This window comes from Guptibacillus hwajinpoensis, assembly GCF_020524165.1.
Lineage (GTDB): Bacteria > Bacillota > Bacilli > Bacillales > Guptibacillaceae > Guptibacillus > Guptibacillus hwajinpoensis_D.
The window spans coordinates 257,961-276,612 of sequence record NZ_JAIVKU010000002.1 but is presented as its reverse complement, the minus strand read 5'-3'; the positions used below and the strand labels follow the sequence as shown (position 1 = coordinate 276,612).

Below are 18,652 nucleotides of genomic sequence, written 5' to 3'. Positions count from 1 at the left end.
TCTGTACTACAACCTATTTCGTTAACTTTAATTGATTTTGCAATAACTGACTGAAAACATTTCTCTTTTCTTTTGCGAGTTGATTGAATCCACCCTGTTGAATTACTTCTCCTTCATCAAGTACCACAACCTGATCTGCGTTTCGAATAGTTGATAGTCTGTGAGCAATAACAATAATCGTCATTTTACCTTTCAATCGTTCTAACGCATCTTGAATTTTCGTCTCATTTTCAGTATCTAAAGCACTAGTAGCTTCATCCAATACAAGTATTGAAGGGTTTCTGAGAATAGCACGAGCTAATACTAATCGTTGTCGTTCCCCCCCAGATAATTTAATCCCCCGATCTCCAATTAAAGAGTCAAGTCCATCAGGAAGTTTGCGGACAAATTCAGCTGCAGAGGAAAAGTCTAAAGCATTCCAAAGGTCATCATCTTTTGAATTAGGAGCTACAAGCATTAGATTTTCTCGTATTGTTGAATTAAAAAGGAAAGGGTCTTGAGAGACGTAGCTGATTGATTGCCTTAATGATAATAAATGCTCGCTTTTTAAAGTAACACCGTCGATGATAACTTCTCCTTTTTCAGGTTTGTTAAGCCCCATTAATAAGTCAATGAGTGTACTTTTTCCTGCACCTGATCTTCCAACAAAGGCTGTCATTTTATTAGAAGGAATAACGATATTAATCCCTTTCAAAGCGTAAGTTCCTTCTTGACTATATCGAAAAAAGATATCTCGACATTCTATACCATTATCAATCACCACTGGCTGCAATAAACTTTCTTTCACATCAAATTCTCTCGATAAATCGCATTCATTCTGTAGCGCTTTGACAGCTTTAAATGAAGGGAGCGTAGTCGCAATTTGCTCCATTGCACCTTGAATTCCCGCTACCCTAGGCCAAAGCCTGGAAAAAATCACAACAATTAATGTGAGCTGCCCAACCTGAGCGTTAAAAAGACTTATAGACATATAGATAAAGATCGCAATTAAAATGACTGAAGCAGCTTTATAATATAATTGCGACGTTGTTTTCAATTTTATATATTCAATTTGTTCATTTTGCATTCTTCGAGTTACATCGTTAAACCATGTCATACGAGATTCTTCAAGGGTATTACTTTTAATATCTTTAATCCCATTAATTTGATCAGTAATACCAGCTACATAAGATTTTGCAAGTTCGTAGTTTCGGTCACCAAGTGCAAGAGAGCGCTTAAGAAATTTGCGGTTAAAATATATTAAAACTGTTCCACAAAGTAATACAAAAGTAGTAATGACTGGTGCTAGTAAAAACGCGAGTCCTATTTGAATGCTAGTGATGATAAGGGATGACAAAAATTGCAGTAATGAATTTGTACCTGAACTTGCTCGCCCTACTTCAGAAAATAAAATATTAATAAGGTCAGATTTTCTGTTCTTTATAAAAAAGCTCCAATTGGAGTGAAGAACTCTTCTATAGGTTTCTTCTCGTAAATGTTTAAGAAATCCCTGTTGGATCGTTGTATTTCTAACGGTAATTTGACGTTGAATAATATGTTGACTAATGACAAGTACAATAAAAGATCCTAGTATTATTAATAATCCCCATGAAGCTGGAATGCCTTCTAAAAATTTAAAAAATGCTAAAAAAGGAATTTCGTTAACATCAATATCAACAATACCTGTTATACCAATCAATGGTATTAACAATAGAATACCTGCTCCCTCTAAAAAACCAATAAGCATCATTGCAATAAGATTAAAATAAAGTATCTTACCGGCAAATGCATGAATTTGCTTCAAGAAATAATACACATTACCCATATTGCTGCCCCCTTTGGGGTAATAATCCTTTTATTTTTCTCCATAACCACAATACTGGTCGAAGCGGGTAATATAAAAAACGTAGCGCATTTGGTAATTTCAGTACTTCTACATCCTCTGGATAAGGAAGCAAAAGACTTATCATGTATAATATTTTCTGGTGGTATGACATAGATGAGAATAAATAACGTTGGTGATATTTTGTAATATGGTCAGGAACAGGATTGGTGTGTAGATTTACCATATTCTCAAAATAAAACACTGCTTGTTGCGCAAGTTTTATTGAGCGAGGACTGAAATTTGGAAATTGGGATGGGATTTTAGCTTTTAGAATTTCAGAAGCTAAAATCATAGTTTGTTCGCCAATCGGCTTAAAATAATTATTTTTTAGTAACTTCTGTGTCTTTTCCCAGTCAATAGATTCTTCCATTAGTTCCCCGACATCTACTAACCATCTTAATCTAGACCAGCCATGGCGTGCCCCGTGGGAAGCAAGAAATAAAAACATATCTTCTTTACTAAGTAAGTAAACTGGTGTTTTTGTTAAACTGCTTAATCGTCTTCTCTCCCAAAGCTCATTAAAACCGGGCTCCTTAGATGGGCCAGGATTAAGTCGCCAATGGACCTCCACTTTTATTCTTTTTGTGGGATGAAAATAGGTCATATGATGATGGCGCCACTTCCAGTCACTTAATGTCGTTTCAAAATAATCATTTTTTTCATAACCATCTTTAATTAACAAGTCTTCTACAAGATCCAAATCATTAATGGATATCAGAAGATCTAAATCACTTGAAGTACGTAGTGACACATCTCCATAAAGGTCATGAGCTAGAGCTGGTCCCTTTAAATATATTGAGTGGATGTTCTTATTAAAGAACAATCCACTAAGTCTTTCCATCTCTCCACTTAAATAAAGCATCTGAAATATATTTGTTTTGAACTGTTTTGACAAGCTTTCTAGGACAAAAATCGGAATCATTTTATCACTAGTTCCTTTTAATTTACTATATATTAACGGATATATACGGTGGTGTTTTGTTTGTTTTAGAAACATGTCCCAATCAATTTCTCTTAATAAGTTAGAATTTATATATAGTTCGGTTTTAATGTCTTCCGATTTAAGTATTGTAACAATTAACTGCAGTTCTTTAGGTATGCCCTCTAACTTTAAGTCCCTAGTTAATAGCATATATCTTCCCTTCTGTCCTATAAATTCAAAGTTTTTTAGCAAACTTAGCTACTACCGTGAATCTCTCCATCCCCTCAGCGCCAGTAATATAGTAAGGTCCACTACGTAACCATGCATGAGCGATCATTTCTCCTGACTCCTCTTTAGCAGTCCCAAGATATAACGTACTTTCAATCCCTCGTTTTTCTAACATTCTCATAGCCGCTATCGCTTTAACAAGGCACTGACTTTCCCAAAAAGTATACTTGCTTACAAGATGAATAGTTTGAGAGACCTTCTTTAAAGTTTTGCGATGTAGCTCATTTACTTCATAATTAGTCTCCTCCATCTGTATGCCTAAGGTAGGTGCTACTTTTGAAAATGGAACACCCTTGGCCAGCCGGGCTTTCCCTAAATAATAATAGGATTCTAGCAGAAGACTTCTAGTCTGTTTATTCAATGAGAGATATGTTTTTAGCTTTCGCATTAAGCTAATTATTCCTTTCTAGTATTTTTTCTTTCACTAATTTACTTGTACGAGTCCTTGTTCCAATAAATTTTCTAGAAAGGAATACACATCTTCTTCACAGGTATGTCGATCAACCTCAAAAACTTCCATCAACCTTAAAACTAAAACATTAATAAGGATTGGTTCTGCTATTTGGTCCCAAATCTCACCTCCAACATACCCAAGATTGAAGTATTTCCCATTGTGAATGCTCAGCATTACCTTTTCACCATCCATGTCACTGACAATGTTTCCTGGCGCCTGTGTAATGGTTTGTTGAGCAGTAAAGGTCTGTTTTTTAAGCATGCAACTTCTCTCCTTTTTTAATCTTCGATAATATTAAATCTCTAATCTCACCTGCGGTAAATTGAGAGATAGGACGAACGATATGATAACAGGGAACTTGTCCAGAAATTTGAGATGTTATTTTAAAATGCCATTCCATTAAGCCCAATCTAGGAACAAAAAAGTTGCGATACGTATGGTTATATAATGTATAAATGGCTTGCAACGATCGAATCGAACTAAGTTCTACCTGATCGCATTCTCTTTTACTGAGCTCTATTATCCCCCCAAGTGGCAAAGCATCTTTAAAGAAATGCTTATTAACTGGAATGGCATACTTATCTTCTCTTTCAAATAACGGGTTAAACTCCTTTTTATCCATCCCGAACTTTTCCAGGCTTCTTGACCATAACTTTTGTTGTGGGTATGAGGGTGTAACAATCGGAATTTGATTAGAAAGAGAAACAGGTATAACATCATCACTAAGAATTTTATATCCATTTGCTATAAATGAAGCTGCAAGCGTTGATTTTCCAGCACCAGAATCGCCAACAATAGCATAAGCCTTGCCGTTGATAGCTATAGCACTGCCGTGCAAAGCTAATATTTTCCTTTGTAAGAGAATTGCTCCCATGCAACTACCAAGAATGTACAACCTCATTTTATCCACATTTCTTTTTTCTAACGGTGATACAATAACTCTTTCTCCTTCTTCAATACAAAAAACACCAGTATCTTCAATTTTAAATAAGACTCTTCCTTGTTTTATTACAAATTTCCCTTCGTTACCTTCCTGCTTCCACAAATTTGTTAAGTCAGAAACCTCTATAGTTACATCAGGATTTGTAGTTAACTCTACCTCTTCTAACTCTGGAAAATAAATACGACTATTAAACTGAAGACCGAAAGATTTATAACTTTTTAACTTTGAATCTTCCACCAATAAAATCACCTCAGTTCCATCTATTACGAAGTTTGAAAATTAGCCCTTATAATTAATTAATATAAGGGCTTTAGATCAGTATTAGTGCGGTATAGTATTTAGCTGTAGTGATCAGCATCTTCCTCATCCGGGTCATTTTGCTCGTTATCTACATAACGTAACCCAGGACCTGCCATAGTCATCTTGACATCTAATGTTTCCAATGATGGTTTTTCCCAATTTCTCTTCATCAAATCACCCCCCTTCAAAATTTTTTCTTAATAAATTTATATAGAATCAAGCATCGCATTGTCATTTTAAAACTTGGATCAAATATCAGAGCTGGTTCCTCATTTTCCTTATATTTACTTATCACCTTTTTTAATGTCGGGATATGTAGAAACTCTGCTAGGAGTGGACTCTCTATCATTTCGTGCAGGTCAGTTAAAAAGCTATCCCATACATTAGACATTCTATAAATACCATCAGCACCTTGTGCACCTCTATGTTGATAATTCATCCTAACTTTATCAGGCAATAACCCTTTTGTAGATCTGCGAATGAGGGATCGATCAATGCCGTTTTGAACAAACTGTGAATCTGGAAGAGATAAACAAAAACGAACTATTCTTAAATCATTTGTAGGATCACGATTCCACAATTTATATCTCAAAGAAAAATTTGTTAAAGTATGACCATTCCCCCGATGATATAGCTTATGGAATTGATTATTTCTAGCTTCATATGTGTTAGAGATAGAAGAGCCTGTAAAGTCTATATTATTTTGTTCCAGTACTTCCAATACTTTTGTTTGTTTCGCTAAAGTAGGATTGATGACCGAAGGAAACGAATTATTGATGTTACTACTCTTCCTAACTGCTTTATTAATAACCTTTTCGATAATACGCTTCCTACCCAATCCTCTAAATAGATGATAACTTTGTATCTCATTGTAAAGATGGACCCACTTTAGTTTTTTAAACAAAACAGCATAGTAGTCAAAAGCGGCTCCCCATGAAACGGTATAATTCCCTTTTGATCCGTTTAATAGTAGGCTAACTTTCGATCGATTTGCTTCTTCATATATTCCTGACATCCAGTAAGAGTTTTCAAAAAATTTATATGGCATTTCAATTGTTTCTAACCAATCATCAATTACTGAAAAAGGATTTCGGTCATTAAACTTCAAATAGTGATCTCGTATATTTCCTACGTGTTCAACAGTTGACTTAATATAGGGTCTCTCATCTGCAACTCTACCCCTAGGGGTCCAATCGTTAAATCCATCTGCAGGTATATAACTAAAGGTATATAATGGTTTGTTTTCAGTCTTAAGTCTGTTTGCGGCATAACTTACGATTGAACCTGAATCCAACCCTCCACTCAAATGTGCGCCTACATTACTTATTGTTCTAATCTGCTCATTAATCGTTTGATTATATAACTCTTTAAAAGCTTCTTCATACTCTTCATTAGTTTTATAAATCGTTTGACTCTTTGCATCAATAGCATTAAACCTAGAAAGTATTACTCCATCGCTGCTTACTCTAATTGTATGAGACGGGGGTAATTGTTGTATCCCTTTATAAACAGTTGAAGTTAAGCTAACCGTATTAAACATATCTGGTATGGCTAAAAATTCTGCAACCCATTGTTCATTTAACTTTTTATCAACAAAAGGTAACTGCAGTATTGAACTAATGGTTGTGCTAAAAACAAATTTTTGATGCTTTTCATGAAAGTAAAGAGTTCTGCTTCCAGAGAAATCTCTAGCTCCGAAGAGTATTTGATTTTTAGCATCCCATATAAAAAAAGCATAATCTCCTACTATTTGATTGATTACCTTTTCTCCCCATTTTTGATATGCAAGTAAGATTAACCGGCTATCAGAAATAGTGCTACGATCTTTATTTTCAATCTGGAGTTTATTAAACACTTCATTTCTATTATCAATTATTGCATCAGCTGTAATGGTTAATTGACAATTGTAATCGGAATAGGGTAGTTTTTCACCTACTGATTCAGGGGTTATCCATTGAGCATGACATCCAAAGAAAAGATTATCTTGATGAAGTAGTTCAATATTATCTGAAGGGAATTTGGCAAAAGCACTCATCATTAGCTTGCTATGTTCTATAGGGATTGGTTCCATATTTAGATGATATATACCAGCAATTGCACTCATATAACCCTCCAATAATAAGTATGTAATTTAGTTTCAATGCCTCATCCGTTCCTTATAAAGAACAATCGTTCCAAAAAATAACTAGACTAAAAATTAATTTAAGTATAATTAACTTCTATACCCTTAGTTCTTTATAAAGAACATTTATAAATAAAAGATATCATTACATTCTGAAGTTGTCAATATGAACCATTTATAAAATCTAAATATTCTAAAGTAATTCCAATTAGTTCATATAATGTACAAGCAAAAAGAACAAAACGGAATATCTTAATGTATAAAAATACTTTAATGGAGGTATATTATATGGCTCAAAAGATTCAAATTAAGAGCTGCTTAAAAGCAGATCTACCTCTTCTAGATATTGGTGAATTTGGTTTTTGCACGGATACGAATGAACTATTTATTGGTTCTGAAATAGGTAATCTTCAGTTCGCACCAAACGATGCAATAGGTTTTTTATCTAGTCTAACCACAAATAATAAAACAAACTTAGTTAATTCAATTAATGAAATAAATGATCGTGATAATTTACATTTGATTAAAGCTAGTACTACTAATGGAAATATCATAATTGATGGACGAGAACTACGAATATTTAATGATCAGGATATTAAAAGTACAATTGAATCAAAAGCGAATGCTATTCATGATCATACTATTAATGCCATCACCGATATTGATACAAATACCATTCCACCATCAGTTGGAGATCATTTAAGTTATAATGGGGTTAATTGGGTACCAACACAAATTTCAAATACTATTTCTTCTTCAAGTTACTTGGTTGAACTAAATCGATGGGGCATCAAAAATGATAAAACCGATTCTATTAATACAGTAAAAGGAATAAATGATGCATTTCTTTGGGCATACGAAAATAATTTTTCATATGTTAGTTTACCTAAAGGAGAATATCTAGTACCATCTTCCAGCAGTATACAACCACAAAATGATACTTTTTACGATTTTGGTAGTTCTAAGATATATATGGAGCCAAATGATCAAGAGAGAACAGCAATTCTTAAGATCGGTTCTTCAGATGCTACTAAAAAAGCACATCATATTACCATTTCAAATGCAGAATTTATTGGTGATCGCTATGCTCATGACTACTCTCCAGGAGGCACCCATGAATGGGGTCACTGTATAGCGCTGAAAGGTCATTGTAAATTTATCACAATATTTAATTGCATTATGAAGGATGCTACTGGTGATGGGTTTATAGCGGAAGGAATTTATAATGTATGGTTATACCCAACTTCATCTAATTTTGAAGCAGGTGGTGTTAATGAAGCTACTGGTTCCAAACAAACCTCGCAAACAACTATTAGAACCATCAATCCTTACGATGTAAGTCATTTCAGAGTAACAAATAATGACAATAAATTTATGCTTACAGGTAATGGTTACGGTACTCTCTATGGTATTACTACTGATAGTTTTGATATCTTCTTTTACGACAATAATAATAATTTCATTTCAGCATTAAAAAATAAAAGTTGGTACGAAGACATAGAAAGACCAACAGGTGCAGAATCTATGCACTTCGTTTTGAAACAAACTTCATTAAATGGAATTGCTTTTGAAGTCAGAGCTGAACCACGTCCAGAGTTTATCACTATTGAAAATTGTGAAATATTTAATAATAGAAGAATTGGAATTACAGGCGCAACGATAAGACATTTTTTCATCAAAAATAACATTGTTCACGACAATAATGGTTATGTAGGTGTCGGAATAGACATTGAAGACGGCTATAGATCTAACCAAAATATTCATATACTTGGAAATAAGCTATATGGTCATGGGATAAATGACATCATCTTTGTGGGAACTTATTATGTTACCGTTCAAAGAAATTCACTCACCTCAAACTTGAGCGGTAGTGGTAATCATTGGAATATAAGTAATAATTTCTTTCAAAAGTCTGGAGGGAGTATTTTTGCAGATAATGTAATATTCAGTAATAATAATTCTCATGATGCGGCTTTTTCTTTTGGGGCCCCTAACAAAGGTAGAAACGTAATAATTAGCTGCTGCACTTTTTTTAATTCAAGTATTGCTTTGAATCAACAACAGCCATATGCAATTAATGTGGATAATTGTAGTTTTTACAATGATGCAGATAAATATAGAGGAAGTTCAATTTCAAGCTTTAATTATATAACTAGGCTTAAAAACTTAACAATTATCGGAAGAGAACAATCAGGTGCTACATTAATAGCTAGTGAAGGAACACTAGTAGAAAACTCAACCTTTATAAACCCTAAATTTAGTGGTTCCTACTGGTTAGAATATAAAAATTGCAAGATTGTTAAACCTATTGTTATGGCAACTGGAAATGAATTAGGAAAACAGCTAGTGTTCGAGAATTGTGACTTCACAATAGCAGAAAGGTTTTTAACATTTAACAGTCCAGGTTCTGATTTAAAGTTAATTCGTTGCAAAGTACTTTTTGAAAATAACGCATTAGACTTCATTAGTATTACTGATGCAAAAATGGTTCTATTCTCAGATTGTGAATTTTCTGCTCCAAATGCCAATTCGGGAGCTTTTATTAAATCTAGTGGATTAAATAAAGCCTTTCTTATTATTGCAGGTAATAAGTTCTATGGTACTTCTACAAACGTTAATGCAGTGGAGTTCACATCAAAATTAACTGTAGAACCTACTCTTTATTATAATAATACTATAGATGGGATTGCGCCTATACCTCATATAATTGGAGAAACGCATAATTCAGGAAGTACAATAACAAGGCCTCAAAGAAGATTAACAGAAGGGCTTCAATATTTTGATACGACATTAGGGAAACCCATTTATATAAAATCAAAAGGAACTTATGGTTTATATTCAAGTGAATCCGTATTAAGAAATAAAGGTTATAGGTTAGGACACTTAGTAATTGAAGATGGGAAAATATACGAATGTCATACTCCTGGTATTACAGGAAATGAAAAACCTATATTCAACACCCTTTTAAATAATACCACAACAGATGGAACAGTGATTTGGATTTGCAAAGGAAATCCTGCAATTTGGGTTAATTCGAATGGTTCTGTAATTTAATATTTTATATTCATTTACCTTTAATATTTTCTAAGACTGACCTTAAATAATACGTATTTATAATCCATCTGTGCAGGCTAGATTTAAAGTATTCCTAATAATTCTCCATGTTTCAAGAATGAGATTCATATTCTAATTAAATAATATTTCTCTAATTATCTATTTTAAAATCATTTCTATTATTAAAAGGTTTACTAATGAGTTTTATTACTGGGTTAGAAATTAGTGCTTTCTCTTCATTGTTTAAAGCGACATACCACATTAAAGATATGTAAAACATAGAAAACACAAGTATTTTGACAATTAACATTCCCCAACTATTAACCGTGTAAAAACTATTCAATTTATTTATTAAAATTACACTAATGATCATAGGCAGACTCATCATCAATATATTTTTCCAGAATCTAGGTATGTCGATTTTTATTTTTTTCCAGTAGTAAATATTCATTACTATAGTATTTCCAAGAGTAAAAGCAATGCCTGTAGCAAGAGCGGCCCCCACCGCGCCCCAAAATTGAACAAATATCAAACTTAACACTACATTCATTATTGCTATACTGAAAAACACCATTGATTTAAATTTATGCATATTCTTTGCTTGGAGTATCGTACCTCCTATCCCTTGTATCAGTGATGATACTAAAGGAATTAATATTAAGAGAGCAATTAAGTATGAACTCTCATATTTTTCTCCAACCCACAAACTAATAAACTCTTGCCCCAGTACTATAAATCCACAGAGTACAAAAGAAATGATAATATACTGAATTCTCCCCACTTTAATAAACAAATTTGATAATTCATCACCTACTTTTCCATTAACAACTATAGTAGTTACTCTAGTTAAAAATAGGTTTGAAATAGCTGAAGAGAAACCTAAGAAATACCCTGTAAATGCTGTTCCAATTGTGTATATAGCGATTGCTGCTGTACCGCTATATACACCTAAAATTAATTGATCAGTTGACCAATAAATTTTATCAATAATTAAATTCAAAAAGATATACACTGAAAAGGTTAAAATTTCTTTAAATAAATTGCTGTCAAATTTTTCGAAATTAAATCTTACCTTAATAATTCTTAAACTAAAATACATATTAATTACTATGGTGAAAAAACTTAAAGAAGTTGTAACTACTGCCATTGATATTGTATTGTATCCCATTAACAGCAACGGTAATACTAATACTGGATTTAATAAGGAGGTAATAATAACTAATGTTTTTTGAAAAATGAATTTTTCATGAGCTAAAACTATTACATTAAATATTCCAAATGTTATTTCTGCACTTACTCCTATTATCATAATCATCATTAATATTTTTATTTTCTTTAATTCGTTTTCACTTAAAGAAAGGGAAAACAAAGTATCTATATTATTAATTAATATCATACCTATTCCAAATGCAAGTACACCTAATATAGAGTATATTAAGAAACACATACCATAAAGATTATAACAACCTTCATAATCCTTAGAAGCTCTATATTTTGCACTATATCGAATTACTGCATTTCCTAAACCGAAGTTAAGGACTGCTAAATAACCTACTACTGAAGTAGCTAAGATATATAAACCATATTCTTCCCTACCAAGCACTTGCAACATAATAGGTATATAAATTAAAGAAATTGCACTATTTATTAAGAGACCTAAATAAGATAAAATAGCCCCACCTTTTAGTTGGCTTTTCATTTGTTAACTACTCCTCATTGTAACTATATCAATCTATACATTTATAAAGTTTATTTATTTCTGAATGCCCTCCAACAAATTCCTTCTTACTTAAATTATCCTGAAGCCTGGTAGCCAATTCCTTATCATTTAATACTTTAAGAATAGATGAAAATATCTTATCACTATCAAAATTAGTTATTAAGCCTGTTTGTAAGTGAGTAATTTGTTCTCTAGCCCCAACAAAGTCTGTTGTCACAATCGGCTTTTTAAACGCTCTTGCCTCTGCAAGTGTAATACAGTATCCCTCATGTCTAGAAGGTTGAACATACAAATCACATTGTGCTAAAAACGGATAGGGATTTGTTAAAGTTCCTAACAAAATCATATGATCAGCTACTCCATGTTTTTCAATCGCATTTTCAATTTGTTTTCTTCCGTCACCTTCTCCTATACAATACCATTTAACATTTAATCCATTTGAAATTAAATCAGATAAAATTTCGGGTATAATTTCTTGACCTTTTTGTGCACTTAATCGCCCAATAGTTAGTATACGAATACCATCAAACTCATCTGTGAATCCCTTTTCTTTTTCTGAGAGTAATATCAGTTTATTTTTATTTATAATATTGTAAAATACATTAGTTTTAGTTTTTAACCTAGGGAACATTTTCAAAAATTCCATTTGGGCGTATTCTGATACGCAGAATATTCGATCGTAATTCACATATAAATCCTTATAAGGTTGTAATTCTTTTTCATACTGAGAGACATCACTATGAATCCATGCAACTTTAACACTTGCTCTTATGTTTTTCATTACATATACAACCGGAAATGATGCAGGTGTATGATAGGCTATTGCTATATCATATTTTGCCTCTAAAATAGGTAACATTTGAGATTCATAATACTCTCTTTCATAGATTGTTTTAAATTCCTTAAACATAAACCTATATCTAATTAAGCTGTTAATTTCTTTAAACTTACCTTTCTTTAATTCGCGCCAAATTTTTTGAGTAGTTTTTTCTTCTCCGAATATAAATTTCACGTCGACATGCGTGGGAATATCTTTCACAAGCTCTCCCTCTGCCCCCATTAACATCAAAGTAATTTTGAATTTATCCTTAGGTATAGCTTCTAGCATAGATAGTAATGCTTTCTCTATCCCCCCTACTATTAACCTCCTGGTAACAATTACTATACTTTTCAAAGGGAAACCTCCACCTTTTTAGAATGATGTAATTAATTCATTTACATTCTTATTCTCTTGGGCTGAATCTAATATTACTTTTCGTAAGTTGAGAGATAGATTTTTGCGTAAATCTGGATTTTCTATCAATCTTAATATTCCATTCAACAATTCTTTTTCGTTATCAGTACTAACGATCAAACCTGTCACACCGTCTATTATTTGTTCTTTTGCGCCTGTAAAATTAGTAGTTACTATAGGTTTATTTAGATACTTTGCTTCAGCAAGAGTTATACAAAATCCCTCATGTCTGGAAGGTTGTACATAAATATCACATTGCTCAATATAAGGATATGGATTAGAATCTCTCCCCAGGAAAACAAACTCATTTTGCACCTGATATTCTTCTACTAGCTTTTCATACCTATTTCTTGAATTTCCTTCACCAATACAATACCATCTAACATTAAAACCTTTTTTCATTAATTCAGCTAGCACTTTAATAGCTAAATCTTGTCCTTTTTCTCCTGAAAGTCTTCCTACAGTTAAAATTCTAATTCCTTCAAATTTATCGTTAAAACCATTCCCAATCCTAGCTTTCCTACTTATTAGTTCTGTTGAGATTAAATTTGGAAATACTTCAACCTTATTTTTTATTGCTGGAATCATACTAATCAATTTAGTTTTACCTTCTTCTGACACCACAAATATTTTGCTGAATTTTTTAAACATTTTAGATTCTGATTCCTTATTAAATGATATTTTAGTAACATCAAAATGAACCCATTGGATTTTTTTTCTTGCTTTAATCTTTTTTAATACATAACAAGATATTAAATCCATAGGTCCAGCATAAGCAACGGCTATATCATAACCATATTTTATTGAACAGTCCTTAAGTAAATAACTAATATAAATCCTTCTATCTTTTAATAATTTTGTTAATAAGTAACATATCAATAACATAAATGAATTGATGAATTTGCCCTCTTTGAATAGAGAAATCACATTGTAATATGGTGAGTTTTCATACATTTTTTTTATTCCTTTATATTCTTCCAGTATTTCTATCTGTACATGGTCTGGAATATCTCTCAAAAAGCCTCCTGACTTTTCTAATAAAAACACGCATATTTCATATTCTTCTTTTGACATTTTACTTATCATATTCAACAACGCTTTTTCAGTGCCTCCAATGTTCATGTTAATTAGCATGAAAATTACTTTCTTTTTCATACTTCACCCCAATCTAAGTATCGACCTTTAAGAAATCTATTCAAATTTGCAAATTGATTACTTGAGTTTATTATTACATCGCTCAAGTCTATTCTACTATTAAGCGCTTTACTAATATAATTTTCATCATATTGAAATTCAATATTCAACATATCAATACCTAAATCGCTCATGTTTAAATCTTTAAGCAAATTGGAGGTTTTTTCGCTATAAATGATAGGTATTATTTTGGATCCTAATAACATCCCCAAAATATTCGCATGAAATCTAGCTGCCACAATTAATTTAAAAGAAGCTATTAAAGTAATAGCTTCTTTTAAATTTCCCTTGTAATTGTATATTTTCACTTTATTTAATGTCTTAGAATCGAGGGAGGACATTATAGCTTTAATTACTTTTAAGTCTCCCTCTTTCTCACAAAATGACATTAAATAACATTCATACCCTTTTCCCACAAATATATCTATGGTTTTCACAGTACTATCTATATACTCTTTACTGTAACTGGATAGTCCCTTCTTATGATTTACATCTATTACTGAAAACCCTATTGTGTTCGTCTTCTCTTTTGGTTTGTATTGCTCTGTTTTCATTTGAAAAACTATATCTGGGGCAATTCTTACTTGTGGAATATCTTCAAAAAGTGTAAAAGAGGAAACATCTCTAAAACAAACATCATCACATAATTTAAATAGTTTTTTATAGTCATCTATAAATTCATCAGATGTGTAAGGTCCAAAATTTGCACCTAAGATAAATACTGCTTTGTTTCGCTTTTTAAACTCTTTAATCAAATTCATTCTTTCACTATACAGAGATTTGTGGTAATGCTCTTCACGGAAGATAGATCCACCAATGAACAAGAGTCCATCGTGCTCATCAGCAACAGAATCAAAATTAGTAATTGAATCTTTAATCTTGAGTCTCTGGCCTATTTTGTTTAAAAATGTATATTTTCTAGCAACAACATTTTTATATTTTGAAATGAATTGATTGTAATTCTTTCCTAAATAATTGATAGTAAATTGCGTTTCGGGATATTTTTCAGCAAGAATATCTAAGAATAAATCATCTCCAAGATTATATTGTAAGTAAATATCTACAAAAATCCGATTCAAAATTTCACCTACATTTCTTTATTAATTATTTGATAAATTTTTTCAATCTCGCTTTTGGAATTATACGGAATCGTATTATTCAATTGATTAATTATACTTTTATTCAACTCAGAATCATTGATTAGTTTCATTATGCCTTCATAAATGTTTTCTATATTTTGTTCTACAATTAGTCCATCTACTTTATGAGTAATTATTTCTTTCGCTGTTGGAAAGTTTGTACATACTATAGGCTTTTTTAAAATTTTTGCTTCACTAACTGTGAGTCCAAATCCTTCTTTTAGAGACGTTTGAACATATATATCGCAGCAATTCATATATTTATATGGATTAATTTTTTTTCCCATCAATATAAAACAATCGGTCAAACCGAAATTATCTATCATTTCTTGTAATTTCCGCCTCTCAGAACCTTCACCAATTACATACCATTTAAAGTTGCAATTAGATTTTTTTAACATTTCAGCTACTTTAATAGCTCTATCGTATGATTTAACAGACTCCAATCTTCCAACGCTTAGAATTTTTATATTTACATTACTAAATTCTTCAATAGGCTCTTCGTTTGCCATACTATATATAATATCTGGATCAAGGATATCCATGACAACCTCTACTTTATTGATATATTCTCTTCTTATTTTTAAAATAGAATTTTTGGTATTCTGAGATACTGCTATAATTTTGTCTATTTTTTTATAAGAAAGGTAGTCTATATCCTTGTTATAAAGAGTGTTGGAATAGTCGGTATTTATCCATGCAAGCTTCTTTTCAGCAATAATTTTATTAGCCACAATATAAGTCGGCAACCCTTGGCTATAGGCAATAGCAACGTCATATTTCTTTTTTAAATCAGTTAGCAATATTTTACCAGTGCTTTTATATATCACCTGCTCACTGTGTAAAGCATTTCTTCTAAAATTATTTAACCTTAAATTTATAGAAGCTTTCCATCTGTAATATGAGAAGAGAATTTTTTTCCATAACATTACAGATCCACCGTTTAAAAAGCTAAAATACTCGAGTTGGGGAAGTATATTAACGTAATTAGGGACATAACTCTCAAGTTCTCCCCCACTTTTAAACACCATTAAATCAACTTCAAAGATAGATGAGTTTATATTACTTAATAAAGACACTAAACTCTTTTCTGCTCCTCCAATTGCAAGTGAATCAATGACAAATAATAATTTTTTCTTCATAAAGTCACTTTCTTCCTTATGTTAAATATCTTCTTCATTTCTTTTAATAAAAAATAAAAAGAGCCGTACACAATAATCATTGGTACGGACTTTCGTTTAATACTCAATATAAATGGCTTATAAAGATATTTTTCAGTTGAAAATTTTTCTTTATAGCACTCAATGTAAGGGTTCTCTAATAGTTCTTTAATATTAAAAATAACTTTACTTATTCCAAGCTTATATATTTCCTTTATATTTTGTCCGATAATTGTTAATGTCATTTCTTGAACTTTTCTACTTATTAATTCATTTGTTTGTATCTGGCTATGATTTGTTGATAGGTAAATATTCTCAACATATTTCCACACTGTGATAAAACTATTTAAGTAACTGTTTGTGATATTAGAACTTATACTATATTGATTGAGTCTGTTGTAATTATACAAGTGTTGATTAATTGCAGAAAATGTCTTGCAATGTAATACATACTCCAATACAAATATTAAATCCTCACACATAAATACATTTTTTTTCATTCTAATTTTGTGATCTTCAATAATCTCTTTTTTAAAAATTTTGCTCCATAAAACTCCCCCAGTACCGTTACACACCATGTCCATGAAGGAGTGTAATGAAGTGCTTTTCGAGAAATTAAAATCAGAAAGAAACAAAATTCCTTGATTAGAAATGTCTTTATAGCCGCAACAAACTAGGTCGGACCCAGAACTTAACATATGCGAGACCAACTGTTCTACATATTTTTCGTCAATCGTATCGTCTGCATCAATGAATGCAATAAATTCACCAACTGATAAATTTATCCCTCTGTTACGAGCGACAGATGGTCCACTATTTGTTTGATGAAAATATTTTATTCTCCTATCTTCTTTTGAGAATCTATTAATGATGCTTCTTGTTCTATCAGTAGAACCATCGTCAATTATTATAATTTCTATATTCCCATATGATTGCACCAATATACTCTCTAAGCATTTTTTTATGTGAGCTTCCCCATTATAAACTGGAACTATTATACTTACTTTATTGATCATCAAAACCTCCCAAAGGGGCAACATATATCGTTAATTAATCAACTCGTATAATTTATTAATTTCAGAACGATTACTATAATCTCTATTGATGCAATTTTTCGATAATTCATTCCTTTTCGACAAATTATCATATAAGTCCTTTATACCGTTAACAATGCCTTCAATTGATAAATCACAAATTTCACCATCAAATCCATTCTCCAGTTGGCTTTTTGCAGTTGGATAGTTTGTAATGAGAACCGGCTTACCGAGGATTTGAGCTTCTCTTACTGTAACTGCTTTGCCTTCATATCTAGATGGCTGACAATATATATCGCATGAATTTATATATGGGTATGGATTTTTTTTCTTACCCAAAAGTATAAATTTGTTTCCTAAATTATGTGTACTAATTAGTTCTCTTAAGTAACCTTCTTCTCCACCATAACCAATAACATACCACTTGATATCATATCCCAATTGAATTAACTTCTTACATGCAACGATTGCCATATCAAAACCTTTTTGGTTTGAATACCTACCAACGGTACAGATCTTTAATGATCCATCATTGGGCATTTCTTTAATAACGCATTCATTAGCTTGTTCCCTTACAAATGAAGGTGAAATTATATTTTCCAAAACTACTGATTTCCCCTCAAGTTTTGGAAACACTTTAAGAAAGGAAGTCTCACAATCTGATGATACATTAACTATATAGTCTAACTTACTCCACATTTTTTCATCTAGTTTTTCATCTGGATTGACAATTGTATAATAATCCGTGTGACTCCATCCAATTTTCTTACGAGCTTGTACTTTTTCAAGTATAAAATTATGAGGTCCTAAAAAACTTATTGCGATATCGTATTGTTTTTTAAATTCAGGTAGTTTCCGTAATGAATAGTGCCAAGTATATTGCATTTGTTTGTAAGTACGCTGTTCCTTTTTCAATCCTTTATTTTTCATATTAGCTTTCAATTTAGAGAGTATTCTTACGCTCCCTAAAAATAGATTTCCTTCTTTTACAACCTCAACGATTGGTCTTTCAAAGGTAGTGTACTCTTTTATCGGTGGTATCAATTTAATTTGATTAGGAATATAAGATAGAAACTCTCCTTCATGTCTATATAAAAATAAATCAATATCAAATTTTGTGTAATCAAAAGTTTCCAACAAACCAATTAAACTTCTTTCAGCTCCTCCGATATGCAATGAATACATACTTATTAAAACTTTCTTTTTCATAGAACCTCTCCCATT

Annotated in this window: 15 protein-coding genes; 1 reads left to right on the top strand and 14 read right to left on the bottom strand. The window is 31.6% G+C overall.

What is annotated here, in order from left to right:
• Window positions 1-13 precede the first annotated feature (13 nt).
• The 7 genes from LC090_RS03005 to LC090_RS02975 all read right to left on the bottom strand — a co-directional run bounded on the left by LC090_RS03005 (window position 14) and on the right by LC090_RS02975 (window position 6,875).
• A complete protein-coding gene (locus LC090_RS03005; protein ID WP_226655152.1) occupies window positions 14-1,804 on the bottom strand; it encodes an ABC transporter ATP-binding protein in 1,791 nt (596 codons plus the stop codon).
• Entirely contained in the window at window positions 1,797-2,996 is a 1,200-nt protein-coding gene (locus LC090_RS03000; protein WP_226655151.1) for a nucleotidyltransferase domain-containing protein, read from the bottom strand. The genes LC090_RS03005 and LC090_RS03000 overlap by 8 nt, the downstream gene beginning before the upstream one ends.
• Before the next feature lie 25 nt (window positions 2,997-3,021).
• On the bottom strand, window positions 3,022-3,471 hold the full coding sequence (locus LC090_RS02995) for a lasso peptide biosynthesis B2 protein (RefSeq protein ID WP_226655268.1): 450 nt from the start codon (window positions 3,469-3,471) through the stop codon (window positions 3,022-3,024).
• 27 nt (window positions 3,472-3,498) lie between these two features.
• A complete protein-coding gene (locus LC090_RS02990; protein WP_226655149.1) occupies window positions 3,499-3,789 on the bottom strand; it encodes a lasso peptide biosynthesis PqqD family chaperone in 291 nt (96 codons plus the stop codon).
• Window positions 3,782-4,711 carry an aldolase gene (locus tag LC090_RS02985; protein ID WP_226655265.1) on the bottom strand — a complete coding sequence of 310 codons (930 nt, stop codon included), beginning with the start codon at window positions 4,709-4,711 and terminating at the stop codon, window positions 3,782-3,784. The genes LC090_RS02990 and LC090_RS02985 overlap by 8 nt, the downstream gene beginning before the upstream one ends.
• A 98-nt stretch (window positions 4,712-4,809) precedes the next feature.
• Entirely contained in the window at window positions 4,810-4,941 is a 132-nt protein-coding gene (locus LC090_RS02980; protein ID WP_226655147.1) for a paeninodin family lasso peptide, read from the bottom strand.
• Window positions 4,942-4,955: 14 nt separating this feature from the next.
• Entirely contained in the window at window positions 4,956-6,875 is a 1,920-nt protein-coding gene (locus tag LC090_RS02975; RefSeq protein WP_226655145.1) for an asparagine synthase-related protein, read from the bottom strand.
• Window positions 6,876-7,181: 306 nt separating this feature from the next.
• On the opposite strand from LC090_RS02975, the gene LC090_RS02970 reads away from it, so the two are divergent.
• Window positions 7,182-9,947 carry a right-handed parallel beta-helix repeat-containing protein gene (locus LC090_RS02970; RefSeq protein WP_226655143.1) on the top strand — a complete coding sequence of 922 codons (2,766 nt, stop codon included), beginning with the start codon at window positions 7,182-7,184 and terminating at the stop codon, window positions 9,945-9,947.
• Between the two features lie 151 nt (window positions 9,948-10,098).
• Here LC090_RS02970 and LC090_RS02965 read toward each other — a convergent pair whose 3' ends face one another.
• The 7 genes from LC090_RS02965 to LC090_RS02935 are packed head-to-tail and all read right to left on the bottom strand — an operon-like array spanning window position 10,099 to window position 18,637.
• A complete protein-coding gene (locus tag LC090_RS02965; protein ID WP_226655142.1) occupies window positions 10,099-11,646 on the bottom strand; it encodes an oligosaccharide flippase family protein in 1,548 nt (515 codons plus the stop codon).
• 28 nt (window positions 11,647-11,674) lie between these two features.
• Window positions 11,675-12,841 (bottom strand): glycosyltransferase, encoded by a 1,167-nt coding sequence (locus LC090_RS02960; RefSeq protein WP_226655141.1) that lies wholly within the window; start codon window positions 12,839-12,841, stop codon window positions 11,675-11,677.
• Window positions 12,842-12,859: 18 nt separating this feature from the next.
• On the bottom strand, window positions 12,860-14,056 hold the full coding sequence (locus tag LC090_RS02955) for a glycosyltransferase (protein ID WP_226655140.1): 1,197 nt from the start codon (window positions 14,054-14,056) through the stop codon (window positions 12,860-12,862).
• Window positions 14,053-15,174: a polysaccharide pyruvyl transferase family protein gene (locus LC090_RS02950; RefSeq protein ID WP_226655139.1), complete on the bottom strand. Its 1,122-nt coding sequence runs from the start codon at window positions 15,172-15,174 to the stop codon at window positions 14,053-14,055. Before LC090_RS02950 ends, LC090_RS02955 begins: the two co-directional genes overlap by 4 nt.
• Window positions 15,175-15,182: 8 nt before the next feature.
• Window positions 15,183-16,376, bottom strand: a complete 1,194-nt coding sequence (locus LC090_RS02945; protein ID WP_226655138.1) for a glycosyltransferase — start codon at window positions 16,374-16,376, stop codon at window positions 15,183-15,185.
• A complete protein-coding gene (locus tag LC090_RS02940; protein ID WP_226655137.1) occupies window positions 16,373-17,410 on the bottom strand; it encodes a glycosyltransferase family 2 protein in 1,038 nt (345 codons plus the stop codon). The genes LC090_RS02945 and LC090_RS02940 overlap by 4 nt, the downstream gene beginning before the upstream one ends.
• 30 nt (window positions 17,411-17,440) lie before the next feature.
• Entirely contained in the window at window positions 17,441-18,637 is a 1,197-nt protein-coding gene (locus tag LC090_RS02935) for a glycosyltransferase (protein WP_226655135.1), read from the bottom strand.
• Between the last annotated feature and the right edge of the window lie 15 nt (window positions 18,638-18,652).

What these genes read in the sequence shown, in the direction of transcription:
- LC090_RS03005 (WP_226655152.1), bottom strand. Translation starts at nt 1,804, where the DNA reads ATGGGTAATGTGTATTATTTCTTGAAGCAAATTCATGCATTTGCCGGT.
- LC090_RS03000 (WP_226655151.1), bottom strand. Translation starts at nt 2,996, where the DNA reads ATGCTATTAACTAGGGACTTAAAGTTAGAGGGCATACCTAAAGAACTG.
- LC090_RS02990 (WP_226655149.1), bottom strand. Translation starts at nt 3,789, where the DNA reads ATGCTTAAAAAACAGACCTTTACTGCTCAACAAACCATTACACAGGCG.
- LC090_RS02980 (WP_226655147.1), bottom strand. Translation starts at nt 4,941, where the DNA reads ATGAAGAGAAATTGGGAAAAACCATCATTGGAAACATTAGATGTCAAG.
- LC090_RS02975 (WP_226655145.1), bottom strand. Translation starts at nt 6,875, where the DNA reads ATGAGTGCAATTGCTGGTATATATCATCTAAATATGGAACCAATCCCT.
- LC090_RS02970 (WP_226655143.1), top strand. Translation starts at nt 7,182, where the DNA reads ATGGCTCAAAAGATTCAAATTAAGAGCTGCTTAAAAGCAGATCTACCT.
- LC090_RS02965 (WP_226655142.1), bottom strand. Translation starts at nt 11,646, where the DNA reads ATGAAAAGCCAACTAAAAGGTGGGGCTATTTTATCTTATTTAGGTCTC.
- LC090_RS02955 (WP_226655140.1), bottom strand. Translation starts at nt 14,056, where the DNA reads ATGAAAAAGAAAGTAATTTTCATGCTAATTAACATGAACATTGGAGGC.
- LC090_RS02945 (WP_226655138.1), bottom strand. Translation starts at nt 16,376, where the DNA reads ATGAAGAAAAAATTATTATTTGTCATTGATTCACTTGCAATTGGAGGA.
- LC090_RS02940 (WP_226655137.1), bottom strand. Translation starts at nt 17,410, where the DNA reads ATGATCAATAAAGTAAGTATAATAGTTCCAGTTTATAATGGGGAAGCT.
- LC090_RS02935 (WP_226655135.1), bottom strand. Translation starts at nt 18,637, where the DNA reads ATGAAAAAGAAAGTTTTAATAAGTATGTATTCATTGCATATCGGAGGA.